Below are 18500 nucleotides of genomic sequence, written 5' to 3' on the forward strand. Positions count from 1 at the left end.
TTTATTTGTTTGAAGCTTTTTGAAGAACAAGTCGAAGAACATCTCTAATATCATCAAGAACTTCGTTCTTATAAACAGCCTTTATCATATCTTTTTTCTTTGAAAGTTCGGAAGGTTTAAAAATTAAAAGGTTTTTTGCCGCAGAAAGCCTTAAGTTATCATCATTATTCAAATCCGAAATAATTGACAGAACATAGTCAATACCATCTTCACAACCTATGTTCGCCATAGACCAGATAGCGGCTTTTTTCAAAGATTCATCCTTTTTAAACAAAAACTTCTTTAAAATAGGACAATATTCTTTGTCTCCACTTCTTCCCATGTAAGTTAAAGCAGCAGAAACAACAACAGGATCATCACTTTGAAGAAAACTATCAATAATATCTTTTGAAATTTCCTTATTTCTTATAAAAGGCAACCTCAAAGCAAACGCCTTCTTCACCTCCTCATTTGAAAGAACAGAAAGAACAATATCTTTCTCAAGAAGCACACCATTTGTTATCAAAACCTCAAGAACAGCTGCTTTAATTGAAGGATCTGTTTCAATAAGTAATCTGCTTTCAAGATTCTTTAAAATCTTTTTTGATGGTCTGTGTGTAAGATAATATTTAACAGCGAGGTTTCTTATGTTTGAATCTCCACTTTGCAAATATTTTTCAACCTCTGGGAAATCTTCTTGTCTGAATGAAACTGTAAAAAGAGCACTTTTTAACAACTTTTTATCCCCAGATCTTAAAATTTTATCTATCTCTTTTTTACACTCTGTATATTTTGAAAGTCCCCTTAAAGCCTCTTTTTTAAGATTATCAGAAAACTTACCTTTTAAAACTTCACAGTAAAGCTTCCCTAAATCATCCTCATTAAAAGATTCCAGGGCAGAAAGAACAGCTTCCTTAACAGTATTGGATTTATCCTTTTCAAATGCCTTTAAAAGGCAGCTTTTAGCTCTAAAACTGAAAGGATAGTAACCAAGCGCCTCAGCAGCCGTTTTTCTTACCTTTTCGTTCTTATCTTTAATCAAAATCTCACAAAACTTATTTACATTGGAAGGATCTTTTATTCTTGAAAGATAAACTATAGCAAGAATCCTGTCCTGCGGATTTTTTGAGTTGATGTCAAAATTTGCTGCTAAAGAAACAGACGAAAACAAAAAACATAAAAAAGCCACTATTAACTTCCTCATCTACTCTCCTTTGTTAAGTTGCTTATCAAGCTTTCTTAAAAGTTGCTCATCTATTTTAACTTTATACTTCTCCCACAACCAATCAGCAAACTCTTGTGCTGCCCGTGTTTTTTTCTCTTCCCTTATAGCCTCAACAAGCTCTTTCTTTGATATAACCTTCATATCAGGATGTTTAGGGTCTTTCTTAAATCCATATTCTCCTTTATGAGCATTCATAAAGTTCTGAATATCTTCAGTTGTTACCTTTAAATAATCTGAAAGCATCTTTTCAACATAAGCTTTTTTCAAAAAGGACAGATAAACTTTTCTTTTTAACTTTTTCCTTAATTTTTCTGCCTCTTTTTTCTCTATTTTCTTAGAAGAAACAAGCTTATCAACATATTTGTCTATCTCTTTATATTCATTTTCTATATCTTTCTCATACTCTTTGAAAACAGGCTCTTTTTCTACACCGCTTTTTAAAGCTTCATGCGTCAAAATTTTCTCAAACGTTAAACTCCTTGTAGCATCAATCAGATCAGCAAGGGTAAAATACCAGTTTCCTTTACCAACTTCTGCAAGTTTTTCCATTTTATAGTTTCTGTAATAACTTTTAAGCTCTTTTATACTAACACAGAGGTTATCAACTTCGGTAGTTGCAACACATGTTTTGGCATGGTTACTACTTCCATAAGCAAAAGAAGAAAAAGCAAAGAAGAACAGCAAAAATTTTTTCACTCTATACCTCCACATAATAAGTTGGGGGCAAAGCCCCCAAATGAAAATTATTCAATATGGTGAGTTTCTTTGTAAGCTTTTAGTTTCTCTTCATAAGTTTTTATCCAAGGCACATACTTACTTACATAATCAGCACCAAGCCTTGGAGCAACACTACCCTCAAGCCATTCAACAAGCTCTGTCGCAGCTCTAAACGCACCATCCCACCAGATATATCCAGGAGCATAGTGGAACATGGCAATCTCCGTAGGTCTAACAGCCATCGCTCCAATATTTCTTACAATCTTCCTATCAAGAGGTGTAGCAACTCCTTGTTTTTCAAGTTCTTTTTCAACATCAAACGCTATCCTTCTCAAGCTATCAAGAAATCCTATTGATAAATCACCACCTACAAAACAGTTTGCCGCCCACTGTTTACTGTGACACTGAGTACATACAGCAAATGCACGCTTTCTGTTCTCAAGACCATCTGTAGGATATTTAACAGACGGAAGGGCAGGATGAGGTTTGCCGGGCTTTCTTACAAAAACCAGTTTCCACATACCAAGTTTCCATTTACAGATAGATGCAGGATTATGGGTCGGTGCATATATCATTTTATCACCTTTAAATACCGCTCCCATATGACAGCTATCACATGTTGGAGCAAAATAGTCAACTCCAGCTTTTAGGACAGGCTTATCAAGATTCCATTCATTAAACTGTGAAAGGAACATAGCACCATGCATAGACTTTCCAAACATCTCATAGTTTGGATGGTCTTCAGACTCGTGACACCTTCCACAGGCTCCTATTCCAGCCCTTACAATCTTAAGCCTGAAGCTGTGGAATGGATGACATGCCGCACAATTACCGATACTACCATCAGGATTTATTGCTCCTGCACCAACCATAGGCCATGTTCTGAAATCAAAAACAACCCTGTCTTTTGTCTTCTTAACTATCTTTATTTTTGTTCCATGACATGAGTAACATCCCCAGTTAGCAAAAATTTTTACAACAGCTCCCGCAGGAGGTGCAGGAGATTGAAGCTCTTTTGGAACACCAGCATACTCCCATACAGGGTCATTTACAATATCTTTCCATGTTGATTCACCGTATGTATTTTTGTGAGGAATAGGTCTGTCTGCCTTCCAGCCAAGAGCTTTTAAAACAATAACAGCAAAGTTTCCACCTGACTTTGCTTCAGCCTTCTGTGCAATTAAACCTGAATGAGCGTGAATAGACTCTGTATATTCCTTCACAATTTTAGGATGACACTTTGAGCAACTTTTAGGTGTAACAATTGTAGAAATTATAAAACCGTGATGTTCGTAAGCTGCAGGATTGCTTTTATCAGATTTATGACACTCATAACATCCAACTTTAAACTTGTAATGAGCTGAACGCTTCCAGTCATTTACAACAAACTGAGTCTTTTTAATATGACATTCTATACAGGCTTGGCTCTCTTTAGAGAAATTTTCTTTAGTTGAAGTGTAAAACATACCGTTTACATCTTCAGTTTTAGCAAAGGATGAACCAGAAATAATAAAAACCATTCCAGCACCGAAAAGGGTTGCTGTTTTAAGCAGCTTTCTCATTTTAACCTCCCCCTAACAGTTACTTTTTAGCTACTTCCTTTTTGCCAAAAAGTCTTTCAACCGTTTCCCTGAAATAATAACCGTGTCCCACACCATGATGACAATCTATACATGTTTCCTTTATTTCCCCTTTTTTATACTTCTCATGCATCACGTTGTCAGACAGAACCTTATGACAACCTTTACATGAAGACTCATAGGTGTAACGATTCCTCTCTTCAAGATTACCAACCCAATCAAAATTTTCTGGACCGGTAAAATGTCCCACCACATCTTTAACAGCTGCCTTTGTTTTCACAAGAAGGTAGGTAACAACGTTTGCATCGTGTGGAAGGTGACAGTCAACACACGTAGCTTTACAAGCTCCCGCATCACTACTTAAAGGACCGTGAGCATTTTCCTCCCACGCATCGTAGGCAAATTTCATCTCGTGGCAGGAAGCACAAAACTGCTCTGTAGATGAATACTTAACTCCCTGAGCTACCGCAAGGGAGATAATCAAACCTACCACAAGACCCCCAAAACATAAATACGCTTTTTTTTGTTTCAACATCTAACCCTCCCGTTTACAGGTTAAAAGATAGAAAAAAATTTTCTGAACTCATATAAATCCAGAGCATAAACTCATCTATCACCTCCAAAGGTCATTGTTTATCCTATTCTAATTATTAATTTATCCAATTTTATAGATATTGTCAACGTAAAAAAACTAATTTGTTAATTTATACTTTTAGAATGTTTAAAATTAATAGCAACAGAAAATCTTTTTCTCTTAGCTACCATAAACTCTAAAAGCAAAACTTTAAAATTTTTCTAAACAAAGTAGTATAATTAAAGGCTATCAAAAGCACCCGGAACTGGAGGACAGAGATGCCTGATGAAAAGAAAGATTACAAGGAAACTTTAAATCTTCCGAAAACATCGTTTCCTATGAGGGGAAATCTCCCTAAAAAAGAAACAGAAATTTTGAAATTTTGGAAAGATATAGGGATTTACGAGAAAGTGCTAAAAAAAAGAGAGGGCAACGAAAAGTATGTACTGCATGATGGTCCTCCATACGCAAACGGACACATCCACATCGGTCACGCCCTTAACAAAATTCTCAAAGACCTCATTGTTAAATCAAGAGCAATGGCAGGTTACTACACACCTTACGTCCCCGGATGGGATTGTCACGGTCTTCCAATAGAAAGAGCTGTTTTCCAGAAAATCAAAAAAAGAAAAGAGGAAGTTGACCCGGTAGAGATAAGAAAAAGGTGTAGAGAGTATGCTAAGCAGTGGATAAATACCCAGAGAGAGGAATTTATAAGGCTTGGAGTTTTAGGTGATTGGGAGAATCCTTACATAACAATGACACCACAGTATCAGGCGGACATATTAAGAGAACTTGCCAAATTTTATGGTAAAGACCTTGTTTACAGGGCGAAAAAGCCGGTTTACTGGTGTCCAAACTGCACCACTGCCCTTGCAGAAGCTGAGATAGAGTATAAAGATAAAACTTCTACATCCATCTATGTAAAGTTCAAAATAGAAGATGAAAAATTTCCTGAAAACAGTTACTTTGTAATATGGACAACAACACCATGGACTCTGCCTGCAAACGTTGCAGTTGTTCTTCATCCTGACCTTGAATACCAGCTTCTAACAGACGGCACTGAAAACTATTTAATAACAACGAACCTTGTAGATAGCTTCAAAGAAAAAATTGGAAAAGAATTAAAATCCATTAAAACTTTCAAAGGAAGTGAACTTGAAGGTATAAGATACAGCCATCCTTTCATAGACAGAGAGGGTGTAAGTATTCTGGCAGACTTTGTTTCAGATGATACAGGAACCGGAATTGTTCACTCAGCTCCCGGACACGGTGAAGAGGACTACATAGTAAGCAGAAAATACAATCTCCCTGTTCTTGCCCCTGTGGACGATTACGGCAGATTTACAAATGAAGCTCCAGAGTGGCTTCAGGGAATAAAGATATGGCAGGCAAATGAAATTATAGTTAAAAGGTTGAAAGAAACCGGATACCTTCTTCACACAGAAGAGATAACTCATTCCTACCCACACTGCTGGAGATGTAAAAAACCGGTAATATTCAGGGCTACTCCCCAGTGGTTTATCGCACTTGACAAAGGAAATCCAACACTAAGAGAGATAGCTCTATCTGAAATCAAAAAGGTAAAATGGATCCCGGAATGGGGAGAGATAAGAATCAGCAATATGGTGGAACAAAGGCCTGACTGGTGTATTTCAAGACAGCGTATCTGGGGCGTGCCTATTGTTGCTTTCTACTGCGAAAAATGTGGAAAGCTTATAGCGTCTCAAGAGATCGCTGAACATGTGGCGGATATATTTGAAAAAGAAAGTGCAGATTCATGGTACGAAAAACCTGCAAATGAGCTTCTGCCAGATGGATTTAAGTGTCCCGAATGTGGTGGAACAGAATTTAAAAAAGAGATGGATATCCTTGACGTGTGGTTTGATTCTGGAAGCTCTCATGCCGCTGTTCTTGAAAGGAGAAAAGAACTAAAGTGGCCTGCTGACATGTATCTTGAAGGTTCAGATCAGCACAGAGGATGGTTCCAGGCAAGTCTTCTTGAATCATGCGGAACAAGAGGGAAAGCTCCGTATAGATCGGTCTTAACACACGGTTTCACCCTTGACCAGCAGGGAAGAAAAATGAGCAAGTCTCTCGGAAACGTTATCTCACCTCAGGATATAATAAAGCAGTTCGGCGCTGATATTTTAAGGCTGTGGGTATCAAGTGAAAACTTCTCAGAAGACGTAAGAATTTCAAAAGATATACTCAAGCAGATAGCTGACGTTTACAGAAAAATACGAAACACCATAAGGTTTATCCTTGGAAACCTTAACGACTTCAATCCTGAAACAGACACTGTTCCATTTAAAGAGATGGAAGAGATAGACAGATGGGCTCTTACAAGACTCTCACAGATCAAAAAGGAAATTTTAAAATTCTATGAAGAGTTTAAATACAACAGAATTTATAGAGTTATTTACAACTACTGCGCCACAGAACTCAGTGCAACATACCTTGATATTTTGAAAGATACCCTATACTGCGAACTTCCAGATTCAAAGAAAAGAAGAAGTGCCCAGACAGCAATATATACGATATTAAGAGAGCTAACCAAACTCCTTGCCCCCATACTTTCCTTCACCATGGAGGAAGTTTACTCTCACATACCAGGAGATAAGGAGGAATCTGTATTCCTTGAAAACTTTGAGAGTGAAATACCAGAAGAAAAAGAACTCCTTCCTGTGTGGAAAAAACTTATAGATGTTAAAAAAGCTGTAAATAAAGCATGTGAAACTGCAAGAACAGAAAAACTTATAGGTCATTCCCTTGAAGCAGCAGTAAAAGTTTACGCAGACGGAGAAATTTTTGACCTGCTTAAAAAGTATGAAAGCCAGCTTCCATACATCTTTATAACTTCTAAAGCGGAAGTTTTAGCACTTAAAGAAGCTCCTGCTGAGGCTGTTTCAGATGAAGAGATAGAAAAACTTAAAGTTTTAGTTGAAAAAGCACCGGGTAAAAAGTGCGAAAGGTGCTGGATGTTCTCTGAAGACGTAGGTAAAGATTCAGAATACCCGGATGTATGTCCAAGATGTAAAGAGGTTCTGAAAAAACTGGGGGAGTAACATTCCCCCCTTTTAACCCTATAACGGAGAAAGTGTGAGTTTTTACACGATAAAGGAGCTACCTGAATCTGACAGACCAAGAGAGAAGCTTTTAAAGTTAGGTGCTGAAAACCTCACAGATACAGAACTTATAGCAATACTTCTTAGAACCGGAACAAAAGGAAAGAATGTTTTAGACCTTGCAAGAGAACTGCTGAAACACTTTAGCGGTATAAACGGCCTTTCTGAAGCTTCCATAGCCGAACTTTCAAAGTTTAAAGGACTTGGAAAAACTAAAGCGATAACACTAAAAGCAGCCATTGAAACAGGAAAAAGAGCAGGGATAGTTGCCAGGAAACCAAAAATCTCATCCCCTGAACAAGCTTACAACATTTTAAGAAACTTCTCTTTTAACAAAGTAGAAATCTTTGGCATAATAACATTAAACACAAAAGGAGAAGTTATAAATATCCACCAGATTACAAAAGGGGGACTTAACTTTACTCACATCACACCCAAAGAAGTATTTCACCCGGCCGTGAAGGATTTATCAAACACGATAATTCTCTTTCACAACCACCCTTCAGGTTCTCCAGAACCTTCAAGTGAAGACATAAAAATCACCCATGAACTTATAAAAGCAGGTAATCTCCTTGATATAGAAATTGTTGACCACATAATCCTTGGAAACAACATCTTTTTCAGCATGAAAAAAGAAGGTCTGATTTAGTTAGAAAACTCTTCAACTATCCAGCTTTTTATCTCATCTCTAACTTTTCTAAAGGTTTCCAGAATCTCCTCCTCATCTCCTGTTGCAGACGAAGGATCTTTAAAACTTTTATGAACATACCTTTTCGCACCTGGAATATAGGGACAGGATTCCTTTGCAGAATCACAGACCGTAACGACAACATCAAACTCTATCCCTTTAAGCTCTTCCACCTTTTTGGAAGTGTGAGATGAGATATCTATTCCTATCTCTCTCATAACCTTTACCGCATACTTGTTAACACCGGTAGACTTTGTCCCGGCACTATAAACATCATACCTATCCCCATAAACGGCTCTTAAAATTCCCTCAGCCATCTGAGAACGTGCCGAGTTATGAGTGCATACAAACAGAACTTTTTTCTTCATAACAACTCCTCTCTCCCAGCAACATCTATATTTTTATAACCATACCTTTTGAAAAGCTTTTTGACATACATGGTGGCAAATCTACCATCAAGCCCCGTACAGAAAACAAAAACCTTTCCACTCCCACACACTTCCGTAATAGAGTTAAGAAATATAAGTTTTCTTCCCTTCTTTGTCCTTTTATAAAGGGGATCTCTCCACTGACGTACCATATTGGCTTTACACTCATGCAGTTCAAGGCCATCAGGACCTGAAAAAGCAACATCTATCTCTTTAGGTGAAATCTCTTTTCTCCCCTTATAAAGTCTACATTGATTTATTCTTCGGTATCTTCCTTTAATTTTTAAAGGACCTCTCTTTGAAAGTAGAATTTCAAGAAAATCTCCCCTCCTTGTATCCGTGCTTCTTAAAAAGAATTTCTTCAAAATTTGCAAAAGTTCTTCAGCCTCCGAAAAAGAGATAACCCCTATATCATAACATTCTCTGACAGTATGAAAGATCCTCTCTGCTATAACTCTCTGCGGATCTGTAGGTCTGAACAGATTTATAAGTTCAAAAACATAACTTTTCAATTCCGGGCGGGAATCAAGAAAAGAAAAAAGCTCTTCCAGTTCACGACAGGTAATAGCACTTAAAGTTTTCCCTTTCCTGCAGGAACACTTACCATTCCTCATCCTTTCTTAACCTCGTTTAAAATAAGAGAAAGCACTTTACCGGCGGAATCTCTAAAAACAGCATCACAAATACTACTCAAAGATGTCTCTTCCAGATTGATCTCAACAAGAAACGCCCCGCCTCGCTTTGCATAAATCGGCAGTAAAGCCGCCGGTTGAACAACAGCAGATGTGCCGATTGAAAAGAAAAACTCACAAGCGCTGGAAATTTCAAACGCCTTTTCAACCGCCTCTTCCGGTAAAATTTCTCCAAACCATACCACTCCAGGACCAACTATTTCACCACAAACTTTACACACAGGAAGGACATCTTTAGTAAAGTTTTTTAAAACAGTTTCATTAAACTCATCGTCAGACATTCCTTTTAACACTTCTCTCCCTGAAAAAGGAAAAATAGATGAAAACTCCTTTTCTGAATACTCTTTACCACAAAACCTGCATTTCCCTCTGAAAATGTTTCCATGAAGCTCTATAACCCTTTTTGATCCAGCTCTAAAATGAAGTCCATCAACATTTTGAGTAATAACCCACACATCCCTCAACAGTCTTTCAAACTCAGAAATAGCCAAATGTCCACTGTTTGGCTCTGCCTTAGCTATAAGCCTCATTCTAAAAAGATACCACTGCCACACCCTTACAGGATTTTCAATAAAGGCATCCAGTGTTGCAAGCTCTGTCGGAGAATACCTGTTCCACAATCCATCTTTTCCCCTGAAAGTTGGTATTCCACTTTCAGCACTTATCCCCGCCCCTGTAAAGAATACAACTCTATTACTCTGAATTAACTTCTCCTTTAAAATCTTTAAATTCTCCATTCTTAACCCTGCCAACAAATTTGCCGGTTTTCATTATTTTAAAACTATCCCCTTTCCTCTTTAAAACCGCCTCAAACATAGAAGCATTATTTATCAGATATCTTACTACCACTTTATCATCATAAACTTTTTCTTCCACAACCCTAACGTTGTTAGAAAGAGTAGAAGCATCAAAGGTTACAAGAAAACGCCCCGCAATAAATGCAAAAACAAACCTTAAAATAAAAGCTGTAAAAAATACAAAAACAGCAAAAATCAAAAGTGTTTTAAAACTACCTAAAACCTTTTCTAAAACAAATGTAGCAACTATTCCACGAAAAGAAAAACTAAAAGCAAGAACAATTAACGCAGCAACAACTGCAATATTTGAAAAAGGTATCTTATCAAGTATAGTTCCCATATCCCAGCACCTTACAGCAGACCAGAATTCCCCTTTCCTGAGAAGCTCAATATAATATTTGAAAAACTCTGCCCCATCACCAGAGAACAAAAAGCTTTCAATTTCCAGAACCCCCACCATTTCCCCTCTAAAAGTAGATTAACTTCCAAATTTTTAAATTATGACTTTCAAGAAATATTGGTGCCCGGGGCGGGACTTGAACCCGCACGGTGTTGCCACCACAGGATCCTGAGTTTTATGTAAAGTTTTGTTTTTCAAGTTCTTTATTGTTAACTGTTCGCAGAATGGTCGCATAGTTGTTTCTCCAGCCATTTTTCAAGATAATCTGCAGGAATATCAAAACCGTGTTTCCGTAAACTGCTTATTAGCTCTCTGAGATATGCTACATCGTTGCTATTTAGATTGTCTTTTTCAAGTAAAATTCTTCTGAACTTTCTTCCGTCTTCACCGGTGAAGAGGAATATTTTTTTTCTTCTCAGGTCAAATTCTTCAAAAACCTCAACAACTTCTTTGGCTTTCATTTTTTGTTCCTCAACTCGTCGAGCGGATTTACATCTCCTTTCGTTCTTTCTATGTTAAGATTCATCCATTCAAGATATTTACCCATTATTTTTTCAGGAATTTCATAAGCTTTATTTCCTTTTTTTAGCTGCTCTTTACAGTATTTGTATATGGAATCAGCTATCAGGTAAACTTTTGGAGAACTTGAAAGAAAAGGATCTCTTTTAAATCTTATTACAGCTTCAGTTTCCACCGGAAGGACTTCATTAACGTTGAGTTTCTCTTTTTTTATTCTTTTATTTATATAATCTGCGAGTTCATAGAAGTCAAACGGGAAGGGGCCTTTCCTTTTAAGCATTTCTTCAATTTTCTCTGCAAGATGCGGTTTGTGTTCTTTATACCAGTCAAGGCCACCTGTCATCAAAAATTTATACTGGTCTCTTGAGAGCCAGCTTCCGGGTGCTTCTACCATTGCAAGAAGTTCTATGGATTTTGCTACTTTGGTAGTTATTCCGGGTGGATATTTTTTCCTGGTCATAAGTTTTCTCCCGATAGTTGTTCATAAAAGAATATAAAGCCTATTGAAAATATCACAAGGACACAATAGAATATAAGTAATACTTCTGGAGGAAGAAAAATGAAAAGGTTAATTTCTGCTTCCTTGTCTATTCTGCTCTTTACGTGTTCTGCAAAAGCAGGCATTAAGGATTATCTTGACAAATTTGTTGTGGAAGTACCTGCAGATACTGCCGGTGTTTATGAAAGTCAGCAAAGAAGGTATTACGTAGGTGGACGATTTACCTTGAAATCTCCGAAGATGGTTGTTAATCCCTTTTATGTCGAACCTCCGTCTATAAATACTGGCTGTAACGGTATAGATATCGCTTTCGGGTCTTTTTCCTATCTTGCTGATGATAAATTCTGGGAAGAATTTGCGAAGTCTATTTTCAATCCTTCAACAATAGCTGCAGTGGCTTATGACATTGCAATGGGAGCCCTTTGTGAAAAGTGTTCTTCAACACTGAAAAAATTAACAAGTCTTGCCAATCAGATTAACTCAATGAGTTTTGACAGTTGTAAAATAGCGACGGCGATAAGTGGTAATTTAAAAGAAAGGCTTGCAGGTACAAAGATAGCAAGTAACTTGAATGGCAAAACATCTACCTGGCTTTCAGGTGCTGAAACCTTTCTTGATGATATGACAGATCTCATAAGTGATTTTAACACCAATGTTGATTGTGCCGGTTTCGCCTGTGAAGTGGCAAATAAAATAACAGATACAGACAGCTTCCTTGAAGACCTTTTAAAAGACACGGATATGTATGATCCTGATCTTGTTAATCTTTTAAGGGCTTACATAGGAGATTTCAAAATAGTTTCTAAAAAGAAAAGGCAGGTATTCCCTGTTGAAAATGCTACTGCTGAAAGAGATTCTGTTAATGGTGCAAAAGAACTTGTGGCAATACTTACAGGTTATGAAGACGGAGAGTGCAAAAGCAGTGTCACTGAGGAAGGGGTTGATAAAAACGGGAATACTGTAAATGTGGCAAATTATGTCCCTGCGTGTAAAGAGGCAGAGGATGCTATTACTGACATATTTAATGCAATAGATTACAGATACACTCCTTCAGCAACCACAACAAACTTTATAAGAAAGTTTAACGTTCCGGTGTATTCTCTTTTAAATACTCTCTCTCTTGCTCCTGCAAGTGTCAGAGAAGCAATAAAATCAAAGCTTGTCAGGTATTTTGCATATGAATACGCCTATGAGATTCTTCAGCATACCTTTTCAGGTATCGGGCAAAAGTTGACTTTTGTGAAATATGCGATGGATCCTGACCTGAGGGAAACTAAATATGGAGGAGCTCTTGAAAGAAATATAGAAATGTTACGGAACAATATGGCAAAAATAATGAAAGAGATGAACAGGCAGTATGCAGAGGTTCAACAGGATTTTTACAGGACTGTTCAGCAGCAAAAAGTGTATGAGGATCTACAGAAACAGGTTATGGCTTCAATGAGCCATTCTCCGATTGCTGGGGCTTATCTTGCTTCTTTAGGGCTGAATAAACTTTAATTTGGAGAGGGGATTTTGAAAAAGAAGATTTTTATTTTTCTTTGCATATTGCTTTTTCCTTCTGTTCTTTACGCAGCAACACCTGCTGACACCATATATACATGGGGATATGGCGATATTCTGGCAAAGGCTCTTCACGGTGTGGCCGATGTTGTAGGTTCCGGCAGCTTTGAAACCATATTTAAAATTTTTCTTGCCCTTTCTTTATTCTCTTCTGTTATCAGTCTAATATTTTCTATAGGTAGAAGAGTTGATTATTTTTCAGTTTTTAAAATGTGGATTTTCGGTTCAATGGTTTTTACCCTTCTTTTTACTGTAAAAATTCCTGTGGCTGTGGAAGACGTTTCAGGGTTCAGTCAGGTAGTAAACAATGTGCCCTGGTTAATAGGGAAACCTCTTGCCTTTTTTTCACAGATTGAAAAAAGGATGGGAGAAGTTGTTGAACAGGCGTTTTTTCCTACAACTTCTTACATAGGATATAATCAACTTGGTCCAATTACACCCCTTTCGATGGTTGCCGGGGAAGTAGAAGCTACCACACCTGTTGATCCCTATCTATACAAGAGTATCAATAACTATGTAAAAGATTGTGTGATTCCCGATATACTTGATGGTTCTAAAAGTCTTATTACCCTTCAATCTTCACATACTCTCTGGACGGACCTCGGAGATACAAATCCTGCACGGTTTACTGTTGTCTATGATTCTACAGATCCCGATGGTACGGTTTATGATTGTCCATCCGCTTACGGAGTGCTTGACGGTCGAGTGAGAATTTATGCAGCCGGTGATGGTCTTAATGTTCTGTCAAACAGTCTTGGCTTTGTTTCTTCTTCAATTATTGCAAGTTCTCTCGGGCTTGCTAACGATTATTTTATGTCTTACTCAGCAAGTGCTCAAGATGCCATTTTGCAGGGTATAGCAATAAATCAGATGAAGTCGGGATATAGAGAGTGGGCGATAGCTGCCGGAGTAAATCCTGATGCTATTTCTTACTCTCTTTCTACGGCCACGCAGCAGCTGAAACAGACATCTCTTGCGAAGGCAATTACAGGAGCAAAATACCTGCCGATGGCAAAAGGGGTGGGAACTGCCTTTTTTGTGGCGATGCTTCCTTTTATGATTGTTATTTCTCTCTTTTCAGGTCCGAGGGCATTTAAGGTTGTTCTAACAGTATATGTGTGGTTTTTACTGTGGCATGTTGGGGAAGTGATTCTAAACGCCTTTCTGCTAAACTCTGCCCAGAGCCAGCTTTCGGCAATAGCTGCTGGCGGTCCCACTCTAATGAGTGCCGCAAATGTTGCTGCAGCTTCTCAGGATAAGATTATTGCCTTCTCATCTTTCTACTGGTTAATACCGACTATAAGTTTCGGGCTTGCTTCAGGTGCTGCTTATGCTTTTTCTTCTGTTGCTTCCGGAATTATGGGAGCCGCTTCAGGTGCTGCAGCTGCAGGAGCTGCAGAAGCTGCTAAAGGTTCTGCAAGTTTTGGAAACCTCGCTTATGGAAACGTTTCCTCAAACAATATTGACTGGTTACACAGAGAGAATATGGGAACCGAGACAAGAATGGATCTGCTAAATTATTCCATGAACGGTAGAAGATCTATCAGTACCTCTTTCGCAAACAGAATGAACTCAGGAGGGGTATATAAAGAGCAAATAGCCAATCAGTCCGTTTCTGCATTTGGCCTTCCTGGTGTTTCAGGTAAAGATAAGTTTATAGATGGAGAAGCTGTTTTTGGTGATAAAGGAGTGACCATACACGGGAAAACCGCAGGTGGATGGAATATTGATGGCCTTATTAACAAAAATGGCCAATTTACAGGAGTAATGAAAACAGGAAACAAAGAATTACAATATGACCATGGAGTTCCCATAAAAGAGAAGATTTTCGGGGAGGATGGTTCTGTAACCGAACGTATAGGTGATGCTGTTTCATGGAAGAAAGCCGGTGGTGGATTTGAAGGTGTCAATGGAACCATAACCGGAGTGTCTCTTTCATCAGCTGCCATTAAAAGTGCTTTAACGGCAAAAGAGCAGCTTTCAGAGCGTGCCTCGGATATGTGGAAAAAAGGCCAGCAACTTCTTAACAAATATACTGAAAAGTTCGGAATTGACAGAAGTTTTTCTGATATTACAAGGGCCGGTAAAACGGTGGAGAACGGAAGTGACTACTCCGAAGAAGTAAAGCAGATGGCAAAGAGAGAGGAATCTTCAGCCGTTGAACATGCTCTTGAGGATCTGGTGAAGTCAGGGGAGATTAAGAAAAATGAAGTTCAAGGAATGTTAAAAGCAGGGGCTAACTTAGTAGGTATCGGGGCTAATGGTGTTATTCTCCGCTCCAAAGATAACCGTTATGAAATTGCCCTGACAGGTAAAACAGCTCAGAAATTTAAGGAAGCTTTTGTTAAGAACTACATATCTTCTCAAAGCGGTAGAAAGGTTCTTAAAGAGGCCGAAAGAGGTTCTAAAGATGAAGAATTCAAAGAAAGATTATCAAGTGCTGTATCTTATGGGGAAGAAGCTTCAAAATATCTTGCTAAAGCTCATGAATATAAAGAAGAAGCTTCAAAAATGAATGAAAAATCTCTTTCTGCAGGCATTAACGTTCTTCCGGAGGCGATAAACGAATATCTTGATAGTAAAGGGATAACCGATAAAAATGCAAGATACAGAAAAACTGCAGAAATAGTAGATAAAATGAATAAACTGTTTGCCACCGACCCACAAAAAGGTGTTCAGTATTTGAATCGCATTTCTGGAGGGGATTATAAAACCCTTGAAGATATTTCAAGGATGAAGGTTGATATTAAAAAGCCGGAAGATTTTAGTGTCAAGAAACAGATGGGAAAAGGTCAAAGCTTGAAGGATGAGGTTTTAGGTGGCATAAACAGCGGGGGAACCAGTGTTAATGGGAAATATTCAGGCAATCCGGGAAATAATGCTTCAACCGGAGTTTCGGTGCTCCATAATGCGGTTGACCCGCAGGTTTGGAAAGGGCATGTAACAGGTAAAGAAAATATAGAAATGGTTCAAAATCTGTTGAGAAATTCTTTTGCCAGAAGGGGACTTACCTACGATAAAGACAAGATATATGTAGAGGCCTGGAATAACGATGCAAGAAGAATTTTTCCGGCTGCAAGAAAAGCCATAGACAACAAGATGATACATACTGTCCTTGAGAAAATGCAGGAATCTCCGGATAAGAAAGTGCAAAATATTGATGAAAATTTCATGAAAAGCATGAAGTCCGGAGAGGTGGTTGAAACCGAAGGTGGACTAAAGGTTGCGAAACTTACCCCCGGAACTTATTTAACATATAGTAAAGATACTGGTTATTCAGTACTTGAGTTTAATGATGAAAAAGCTGAATCTTTAAGAGTTAAAAATTTGAATCCCAACTGGAAGTTAGAGTGAAAATTTATTGCTTACTTACGGATAGCTTACCTTAACGATTTGAATCTTGCTTTTGCACGGAGCCGAAATTTAAGAAGAAAGAAACTCTTTGGAAATTTAACAATGATACAAGGTTTAATCTTATATTTTATTTTCTGTTCCCCTCTGTTTTTATTTATCGCTTTTCCCATTTCCGAAAAGAATTCAGGGGGTAGTGTAAAACTTGAAGGCCAACCTCCAGCAGTACCGTCTATTAATACAAGTTTATCTTTATTTCTTGCGGGATATTTACTGAATTTTCTTTTTAAAAAGTTTTCCTCCTGCTTTTCCACAAGATGCTTAGGTAGTCCAGTAAACTTGCCTATTTCTTCTTTTTCGGATAGATTTTTGAAGAAATCACCTATTCCCATTTTCATCCTCTGATAGGGTTTCAAAATAAGCTATAATTTCCAGCATCCATTCTATCATTTTTTCCTTTTCGGATTCTGAAAACTCTGTTGATGAAATTGAATCGCAAAGTCTTTCAAGTTGTTCGTGTAGCCAGTGCAATGGTTCTTTTTTCATGCTTTCCTCCTCGTATGCTATCATTTCAGTTGAGTATTTTAACTTAAGGACTAATATTAATTTATATTCAAAATTGTGTAAGTCAAGCTAATTCATGCACAATATTGTAGGGAGATGTTTTTTATGTGTAATAAGCAAAACGATTTTTCTTTTAGAATAAAGAGGCTAAGAGAAACTTTAAAGATGACTCAAAAAGAATTTGCAGAAAAAATTGGACGTTCACATCGTTCAGTTCAAGAATGGGAAAGTGGAAGAGTAATTCCTCCAGAAAATATTTTAAAATTTATAGAAACAGTCTTTTCCGTTAACCCAGAATGGCTTCGTCACGGTAAGGGAAAGATGTTTTTGAAAAAGAAACCTGAATCCAATCTAAAGTTTCTTGGTAATGTTGAATCGGATTTTGTTCTTGTTCCTGTTCCAGTTATATCCGGAGTGAGAGCGGGAAGAGGACTTTACCCAGAGATAAATAATCCGGAAGAAGTGGAGATGTTTTATGTACCAACAAAAAGAGCAGAACATCGGATGTTTTTTTTCAAAGTTGAAGGAGATTCTATGAATCCAAGATTAAAAGATGGAGATTGGGTTCTGGCAGATCTTGACTCTTCTGTCTATTCGGGAGATCTTGCGGTTGTAGAACTAACTAACGGTGAATTGATGGTGAAAAAGTTCCGTGAAAAAGGAGATATTGTAATTCTTGAAAATTACAACACAGATTATGAACCGATTGTTGTTAAAGAATCAGATATTAAGAATCTTGCAAAAGTTATTTCTATACTCCCGAAAGGAGAATCCTGATTTCAAAACTTCCAAAGAAGCTTCGGGAATTTAATTCTTCCTGCACTATAAAAAGATATATAATCTTTATAGTAAAGCTCTTCAAGAGCCTTTCTTACTGTTTTTGAAGATAAATTCATGAATTCTGCGAGCTCTTTAGTTGTTTTAATTATGATTTCATCTCCTGCGGGTTTTAACCATACCAATGAACATAAAGTAATCTTTGCAAGAGGAGAAATGTAATAATCAAAAATATCTTTAGGAATCCATATAAATGCCAGCAGAGATGGAGAAAAATCTTTTATAAGGTAGCAGTTATATCGGTGGTGTTTTTTTATGGAAATAATTCCTTTTTGTTCAAGAATATCTATAGAAGCATGAACTGTTTTAAGGGTATATCCGGTAATTTTTGAAAGAGTCCTCATTGAAGGGAAAGCTTCTCCTTGATGATTCATATAACTATATAAACACATAAGTGTGTATCTTGCCGATACGGGTATTTTAGATTTGAATGGTTCAGGGAAACATGGAAAATAGTTTTCCTTGAAGGTCTGAAAGAAGTCATAAAAGAGTTTTTTCTTGTCATCGTTATACGCCATTACCTTTCTACGCACATCTATCTCCACTGTCCAGGTTATTGCGTATAGTATATTCCATACTGGAAAAAACTACAACAATGGAAAGGGAATTTTTTGGATTCCCCTTATACTTAAGTACTACTTTTAGGCATTCTATAAGTAATTACTTAAATATCCTTTTGAAGGAACTTTTTATAACTATTTAGGAAATAAATAAAACAAATTAAAATGGAAAAATTAAAACGTCAATTGAAAAAACTTTAACAATAAGAATGGAACTTTTTTTCCGCTCCTCCCCCGGGCACATTTCCGCCGCACTTCCAAACAAAACTTCAACATGTCTGCACAAAACTTCAGCAGTTTCCCTTCCTTTTCTCTATTTTTCCGAGCGGCGGAAATGTGCGGTAGAAACAAGAAAACTATATTTCCCGCTCCCCTCAATTTTCGTGCGTGAAAATGTAT

At 37.5% G+C, this 18500-nt stretch carries 18 protein-coding genes; 5 read left to right on the forward strand and 13 right to left on the reverse strand.

All coding sequences use genetic code 11. The annotated features are described in order from the left end of the window. Position 1 precedes the first annotated feature (1 nt). From CHB58_RS04195 to CHB58_RS04210, 4 genes are read right to left on the reverse strand one after another with little or no spacing between them, the layout of a single operon-like run. The gene (locus tag CHB58_RS04195; protein ID WP_089322857.1) at positions 2-1183 is read right to left on the reverse strand and encodes a HEAT repeat domain-containing protein; all 1182 of its coding nucleotides are present in this window, start codon (positions 1181-1183) and stop codon (positions 2-4) included. Continuing rightward, positions 1184-1900, reverse strand: a complete 717-nt coding sequence (locus tag CHB58_RS04200; RefSeq protein WP_089322858.1) for a hypothetical protein — start codon at positions 1898-1900, stop codon at positions 1184-1186. Positions 1901-1947: 47 nt separating this feature from the next. Beyond that, positions 1948-3483, reverse strand: coding sequence for a multiheme c-type cytochrome (locus CHB58_RS04205; protein ID WP_089322859.1), 1536 nt, complete (start codon positions 3481-3483; stop codon positions 1948-1950). Positions 3484-3502: 19 nt separating this feature from the next. Further along, positions 3503-4036 carry a cytochrome c3 family protein gene (locus CHB58_RS04210; protein WP_089322860.1) on the reverse strand — a complete coding sequence of 178 codons (534 nt, stop codon included), beginning with the start codon at positions 4034-4036 and terminating at the stop codon, positions 3503-3505. A 317-nt stretch (positions 4037-4353) separates the two neighbouring features. Between CHB58_RS04210 and ileS the strand changes: the two genes are divergently transcribed. Further along, entirely contained in the window at positions 4354-7143 is a 2790-nt protein-coding gene (gene ileS, locus CHB58_RS04215) for an isoleucine--tRNA ligase (protein ID WP_089322861.1), read from the forward strand. Between the two features lie 34 nt (positions 7144-7177). Beyond that, a complete protein-coding gene (radC, locus tag CHB58_RS04220; protein WP_089322862.1) occupies positions 7178-7852 on the forward strand; it encodes a RadC family protein in 675 nt (224 codons plus the stop codon). Here the strand turns inward: radC and CHB58_RS04225 are convergent. The 6 genes from CHB58_RS04225 to CHB58_RS04250 all read right to left on the reverse strand — a co-directional run bounded on the left by CHB58_RS04225 (position 7849) and on the right by CHB58_RS04250 (position 11187). After that, on the reverse strand, positions 7849-8259 hold the full coding sequence (locus CHB58_RS04225; RefSeq protein WP_089322863.1) for an arsenate reductase ArsC: 411 nt from the start codon (positions 8257-8259) through the stop codon (positions 7849-7851). The genes radC and CHB58_RS04225 overlap by 4 nt on opposite strands. Beyond that, the gene (locus CHB58_RS04230) at positions 8256-8933 is read right to left on the reverse strand and encodes a hypothetical protein (protein WP_089322864.1); all 678 of its coding nucleotides are present in this window, start codon (positions 8931-8933) and stop codon (positions 8256-8258) included. The genes CHB58_RS04225 and CHB58_RS04230 overlap by 4 nt, the downstream gene beginning before the upstream one ends. Then, a complete protein-coding gene (locus CHB58_RS04235; protein WP_089322865.1) occupies positions 8930-9748 on the reverse strand; it encodes an SIR2 family NAD-dependent protein deacylase in 819 nt (272 codons plus the stop codon). Before CHB58_RS04235 ends, CHB58_RS04230 begins: the two co-directional genes overlap by 4 nt. Then, positions 9705-10268 carry a hypothetical protein gene (locus CHB58_RS04240; protein WP_089322866.1) on the reverse strand — a complete coding sequence of 188 codons (564 nt, stop codon included), beginning with the start codon at positions 10266-10268 and terminating at the stop codon, positions 9705-9707. The genes CHB58_RS04235 and CHB58_RS04240 overlap by 44 nt, the downstream gene beginning before the upstream one ends. A 149-nt stretch (positions 10269-10417) precedes the next feature. After that, a complete protein-coding gene (locus tag CHB58_RS04245; protein WP_089322867.1) occupies positions 10418-10669 on the reverse strand; it encodes a type 1 periplasmic-binding domain-containing protein in 252 nt (83 codons plus the stop codon). Then, on the reverse strand, positions 10666-11187 hold the full coding sequence (locus CHB58_RS04250) for a hypothetical protein (RefSeq protein ID WP_089322868.1): 522 nt from the start codon (positions 11185-11187) through the stop codon (positions 10666-10668). Before CHB58_RS04250 ends, CHB58_RS04245 begins: the two co-directional genes overlap by 4 nt. Positions 11188-11286: 99 nt before the next feature. Here CHB58_RS04250 and CHB58_RS04255 point away from each other — a divergent pair, with 99 nt between their 5' ends. Then, positions 11287-12726 carry a conjugal transfer protein TraH gene (locus CHB58_RS04255; RefSeq protein WP_089322869.1) on the forward strand — a complete coding sequence of 480 codons (1440 nt, stop codon included), beginning with the start codon at positions 11287-11289 and terminating at the stop codon, positions 12724-12726. A 15-nt stretch (positions 12727-12741) separates the two neighbouring features. Next, complete coding sequence (locus CHB58_RS04260; protein ID WP_180706429.1) at positions 12742-16143, forward strand: conjugal transfer protein TraG N-terminal domain-containing protein; 3402 nt, start codon at positions 12742-12744, stop codon at positions 16141-16143. A 26-nt stretch (positions 16144-16169) separates the two neighbouring features. Here CHB58_RS04260 and CHB58_RS04265 read toward each other — a convergent pair whose 3' ends face one another. Then, positions 16170-16532, reverse strand: coding sequence for a hypothetical protein (locus CHB58_RS04265; protein ID WP_089322871.1), 363 nt, complete (start codon positions 16530-16532; stop codon positions 16170-16172). Beyond that, positions 16519-16686, reverse strand: coding sequence for a hypothetical protein (locus CHB58_RS09045; RefSeq protein WP_180706430.1), 168 nt, complete (start codon positions 16684-16686; stop codon positions 16519-16521). Before CHB58_RS09045 ends, CHB58_RS04265 begins: the two co-directional genes overlap by 14 nt. 123 nt (positions 16687-16809) lie before the next feature. Here CHB58_RS09045 and CHB58_RS04270 point away from each other — a divergent pair, with 123 nt between their 5' ends. Further along, positions 16810-17481: an XRE family transcriptional regulator gene (locus CHB58_RS04270; RefSeq protein WP_180706431.1), complete on the forward strand. Its 672-nt coding sequence runs from the start codon at positions 16810-16812 to the stop codon at positions 17479-17481. Positions 17482-17483: 2 nt separating this feature from the next. Here the strand turns inward: CHB58_RS04270 and CHB58_RS04275 are convergent, their stop codons facing one another. Next, positions 17484-18074, reverse strand: a complete 591-nt coding sequence (locus CHB58_RS04275; protein ID WP_089322873.1) for a helix-turn-helix domain-containing protein — start codon at positions 18072-18074, stop codon at positions 17484-17486. Positions 18075-18500: the final 426 nt, after the last annotated feature.

Source organism: Desulfurobacterium atlanticum (assembly GCF_900188395.1).
Taxonomy (GTDB): domain Bacteria; phylum Aquificota; class Aquificia; order Desulfurobacteriales; family Desulfurobacteriaceae; genus Desulfurobacterium_A; species Desulfurobacterium_A atlanticum.

Coding starts and splice junctions, on each gene's coding strand:
- CHB58_RS04195 (WP_089322857.1), bottom strand. CDS start 1,183: ATGAGGAAGTTAATAGTGGCTTTTTTATGTTTTTTGTTTTCGTCTGTT.
- CHB58_RS04205 (WP_089322859.1), bottom strand. CDS start 3,483: ATGAGAAAGCTGCTTAAAACAGCAACCCTTTTCGGTGCTGGAATGGTT.
- CHB58_RS04210 (WP_089322860.1), bottom strand. CDS start 4,036: ATGTTGAAACAAAAAAAAGCGTATTTATGTTTTGGGGGTCTTGTGGTA.
- ileS (WP_089322861.1), top strand. CDS start 4,354: ATGCCTGATGAAAAGAAAGATTACAAGGAAACTTTAAATCTTCCGAAA.
- CHB58_RS04225 (WP_089322863.1), bottom strand. CDS start 8,259: ATGAAGAAAAAAGTTCTGTTTGTATGCACTCATAACTCGGCACGTTCT.
- CHB58_RS04230 (WP_089322864.1), bottom strand. CDS start 8,933: ATGAGGAATGGTAAGTGTTCCTGCAGGAAAGGGAAAACTTTAAGTGCT.
- CHB58_RS04235 (WP_089322865.1), bottom strand. CDS start 9,748: ATGGAGAATTTAAAGATTTTAAAGGAGAAGTTAATTCAGAGTAATAGA.
- CHB58_RS04240 (WP_089322866.1), bottom strand. CDS start 10,268: ATGGTGGGGGTTCTGGAAATTGAAAGCTTTTTGTTCTCTGGTGATGGG.
- CHB58_RS04245 (WP_089322867.1), bottom strand. CDS start 10,669: ATGAAAGCCAAAGAAGTTGTTGAGGTTTTTGAAGAATTTGACCTGAGA.
- CHB58_RS04250 (WP_089322868.1), bottom strand. CDS start 11,187: ATGACCAGGAAAAAATATCCACCCGGAATAACTACCAAAGTAGCAAAA.
- CHB58_RS04255 (WP_089322869.1), top strand. CDS start 11,287: ATGAAAAGGTTAATTTCTGCTTCCTTGTCTATTCTGCTCTTTACGTGT.
- CHB58_RS04265 (WP_089322871.1), bottom strand. CDS start 16,532: ATGGGAATAGGTGATTTCTTCAAAAATCTATCCGAAAAAGAAGAAATA.
- CHB58_RS09045 (WP_180706430.1), bottom strand. CDS start 16,686: ATGAAAAAAGAACCATTGCACTGGCTACACGAACAACTTGAAAGACTT.
- CHB58_RS04270 (WP_180706431.1), top strand. CDS start 16,810: ATGTGTAATAAGCAAAACGATTTTTCTTTTAGAATAAAGAGGCTAAGA.